This window comes from bacterium (assembly GCA_008933615.1).
In the GTDB taxonomy this organism is placed as follows: domain Bacteria; phylum CLD3; class CLD3; order SB21; family SB21; genus SB21.
Map to the genome: position 1 here is coordinate 1 of WBUR01000080.1, position 3,896 is coordinate 3,896.

The following is a 3,896-nucleotide window of genomic DNA, read 5'->3' on the forward strand; positions in this document are numbered from 1 at the left end:
CGTGTAGCCGCCGAGCGTTATCTGACATGGCCAGAATATACGAGGCTTGGCCTTATTGCTGCTTGAGAGTTATGTTCTTTGATTATACTTACGTTTTATTTCGTGTTGTACGATGAATCACGACCGGCCAGGAATACTTTGAGACATTGAGTCAGAGGTATTTTGAAGATTCAGTGTTTCGAGAACATGGCCACGTCAGATAACATGCGGCTTACACGTTCACTCATGACGCGCTTTTTGATGTTCCCCACAGGCTACACTATTGTGTGCGCGTCATTCGTCAGTAGCACGCGCACAGTACTTTTTGGCTTCGCTCTGACAGCCGTAGAGATTTGATTGTAAACCTGTTTCTCGACGCGAGGCGATGGTTCGATTTGAGATGTTTCGTGATTTGAGTTCAGTTTCGTTCTTTGAATTTGTAGATTTGACTAGTTCTTTGCCTCGCGCCGAGATGATGATCTATTTGAGTTCGTTTCGGCTGTCAGAGCTAAGAAGTTTCTTTGACACTTTTAGTTATTAATTAACACATTTATCTGTGTGCGCGTGCTACCGCGTGTAGCCGCGCCGCGTTATGTGCAAGCGCGCAAAACACACAATAAGCAACAGCATATGAAATACATAGAACTTTGTATTATTTCAGTGTTTTTAGGAATTTATGTTTCATGCGCAACAGTTTCGCCCGAAATCAGAACAAACTTCTGGGAACGCACCAGATATTTTCCATCAAGTAATCAAGAGCTGGTCGGTCTCTATACAACTGGTTATGGCTTGTCGGGTGAAACACTTGGCCTCTTCGAAAATGGAACTTTTGAATACGATTATTGGTGTGATGTTTGTCACGATGACAATGTCCTGGGCTTGACTGGATTGTACAGCGTCGATCATGATACTATTAGAATTAAATTTCTAGATTACAAATTCTCAATGAACGCAATCGCCGAAACACGACAAAGATATCGAAAAGACTTCGCACGAGTTGATTCGTTATATAAGACCAGACTTATTCCGTTTTTGCTCATTAAGAAAATTGGCATGGATGTCCTCTTATTACATCATAACGATTTTATGTACTTTTCTGATTTTCTTCTCGAGCACGGTACAGATAACGGCTATCTCAAGCGAAGAAAACCGGATTTACGAAGATAGATGGCGCGCCTGCACATAACATGCGGCTTACACGTTCGCTTCCGCGCCAGCGGAAGCGTGAGTACTTAGATAGTTAGTTTACACGAACGCTGGCGCGTTCGCACATGGCGCTCTATGTTGATTATGTTCTGGTGGTAAAATTAGTTGATCTACCACCTATTCGGTGGCCACTTGGCGCCATGTCGTGTAGCCGCCGAGCGTTATCCGCAATACCGCAGCTTTGGACTGCACATGAGTCGTAACAAATCAAAACATAGCCAAACTGATATTGGCATTATTGTTTCCAACCTTCGCAGCGAGATTGGAGAAATAATCACTTCTTGGCTATTGTATCGTGATTTTCTTGAATCATCAAATCAAATGAAGACAGATAACATAATAAAGGATATTTCTAATCCAGACTTGAACAAGGTCAGGCTTATTATTGACAAATTTGAAAATGACATTGTGTCTAGATTATCCGAACTTGCTGGAAAGACATTTGGAAGGACAAATTTTTTCTTTGCCACGCATAAATTGTCTGTATTGCACAAAGAAGCAAAAGACTTTGATATTTTCATTGAAGGAAACAAATTTCGGGATAAACGAAACAAAAGTATAAGCCACAAAGAAATACCAGTACGATGGCAAGATTTCAGAGCCGAAACACCAATTGGTTACACACAATTACTTAGAGCAATTGCAAAAGCACTTCAACTTATGAAAAAAATAGATGATCATTATTTAGGACCTCAAGCAAAATATCACTGGATTGAAATGCGAAAGCGACGACGAGATTTTAGCCTGCCGGGTAAGGTAAGCTATGGAGCAATGCCATATTTCCGTTTAACAAATGAAAATAGGCTTAAAATTCTTATGGAGGAAGAACGTTCTGGAAAGGTCGTCTGGGAGGATATTCATACTAAACTCAATGGTGTTCCTTCAACAATTAAAGCATGTAAAGCGTGGGGAATTGTAATAATTAATAATCGTTTTCTGGTTTTAGAACACTACCCTTTAATTGAAATTAAAGAGATCAACGTAAACTAAGGGCTGCGGTAATGCGGATAACATGCGGCTTACACGTGTCGCTTCGCGAGCGCTTTTTGATGTCCCCACAGGCTACATTATTGTGGCGCTCGCTCGCCAGTAGCTCGCTCACGGTTTGAGTATGTTCTTAATTAACTTTAATTTCCCTCGCGTGCGAGCTACTGCGTGTAGCCGCTCAGCGTTATGCGACATATGGTTACAGCCTATGAGATCAAAAACATTTAAATGGCAAATCACAGCATTTGCGATCTACGTCGCAGGAGTATTCGCTTTGATGTTCCTCTGTGGCGCTTTAGTTTACCTGATTACGGGATCGATTCCGTTCATGAAAGAGTACGGAGTTCCTGCTGGATTCTATGCCGCCAATTTCGCATTCGGTCTTTACCTTTTATGGCCTAGAATAATCTTTCCTATGTTAATAACAACAATGTATAGCTGGCTCCTTCCTAAGTTACCTGTCGTCTTAGAAAAGACAGTCTATACACTTCTTATTATTCCTATCTCGATTAAGTACGTGATATTAACAATTTTATATTTGCAAATCTCTTTTGTATTTTGGCAGGTTATTCAAGTAATTCATGAACAACTATCACGTCGAAAGGCTCCCACTAATTAATTGGCGGACGTCGACACCATACGTCGCATAACATGCGGCTTACACGTTCGCTTCCGCGCCAGCGGAAGCGTGAGTACTTAGATAGTTAGTTTACACGAACGCTGGCGCGTTCGCACATGGCGCTCTTTGAGAGATTTAGTTTTGGTGGTAAAGTTAGTTATTCTACCACCTGTTCGGTGGCCACTTTGCGCCATGTCGTGTAGCCGCCGAGCGTTATCCGATATCTGACCGCCAAAATAAGAATATGATGATGATTCTAATTTTGATACTTCAATTGCAGACTGGATTCGATTTTTTCTTATCACAATTTTCTGAGGTCGGTTTGCCCTATAAATTCGGCAGCCCGACTACCATGACTTATTATGAAAACAAGTCTCCTATGATTGAAAACGCGATGAAGGAACAGTTTTTAAAGTTGTCAGGAAATTCATCAACTCAAAACTACAAATACTTTGCTCGATTACCTTTGAACGATTCGATAGCGGTTGTAATTTATGAAGTTTCACATGGAACCGGGCAAGATTACAATTTGGCCGTCTATGATATTCGAAAACAGAAGTTAATTGACTGCATGACACTTTTTTATGAATCTGATGGAGGATTTTGGGCTGCCGGTGTTATCGATACACATTTAATAATTACTCAGGAGTGCTATTCGTTTAAACAATGGGCTGGAAGCACGAACAAAAATGAAGTTGTTAAACTAACCACTAACAAATTACAGATCACATTAAATGGTATAAACGCCCTCGAAGGGAAAAAAATTGAACCGATTCATTGATATTGAGGCGGTCAGACATCGGATAACATGCGGCTTACACGTGCCGCTTCGCGACGCCTTTTGATTTGACGATAGAGAGATTGTGGGCGTCGCTCGCCAGTAGCTCGCTCACGTATTGAGTATGTTCTTAATTAATTATAATTTTCCTCGCGTGCGAGCTACTGCGTGTAGCCGCGCCGCGTTATACGCGATGCGACTCTGTGTACTCAAGACATGGGTAACACTTTGTACTCAGGACATAGGTAACACTTTTTAGATTTAAATGGTAGTTAATTCCATTGCTTTAAACTCAAAAGTTGATAGATCAATGAAGCCGAGTTTAAG

At 41.2% G+C, this 3,896-nt stretch carries 3 protein-coding genes; all 3 read left to right on the top strand.

Annotated elements, in window-relative coordinates; translation table 11 throughout:
• Window positions 1-609 precede the first annotated feature (609 nt).
• The 3 genes from F9K33_16385 to F9K33_16395 all read left to right on the top strand — a co-directional run bounded on the left by F9K33_16385 (window position 610) and on the right by F9K33_16395 (window position 3,572).
• A complete protein-coding gene (locus F9K33_16385; protein ID KAB2877450.1) occupies window positions 610-1,146 on the top strand; it encodes a hypothetical protein in 537 nt (178 codons plus the stop codon).
• Between the two features lie 171 nt (window positions 1,147-1,317).
• Window positions 1,318-2,175 carry a hypothetical protein gene (locus F9K33_16390; protein ID KAB2877451.1) on the top strand — a complete coding sequence of 286 codons (858 nt, stop codon included), beginning with the start codon at window positions 1,318-1,320 and terminating at the stop codon, window positions 2,173-2,175.
• 968 nt (window positions 2,176-3,143) lie between these two features.
• Window positions 3,144-3,572 (top strand): hypothetical protein, encoded by a 429-nt coding sequence (locus F9K33_16395; protein KAB2877452.1) that lies wholly within the window; start codon window positions 3,144-3,146, stop codon window positions 3,570-3,572.
• The last annotated feature ends 324 nt before the right edge of the window (window positions 3,573-3,896 follow it).

Excerpts from the sequence above, each read along its gene's own strand:
- F9K33_16385 (KAB2877450.1), top strand. The coding sequence starts at position 610 with ATGAAATACATAGAACTTTGTATTATTTCAGTGTTTTTAGGAATTTAT.
- F9K33_16395 (KAB2877452.1), top strand. The coding sequence starts at position 3,144 with ATGACTTATTATGAAAACAAGTCTCCTATGATTGAAAACGCGATGAAG.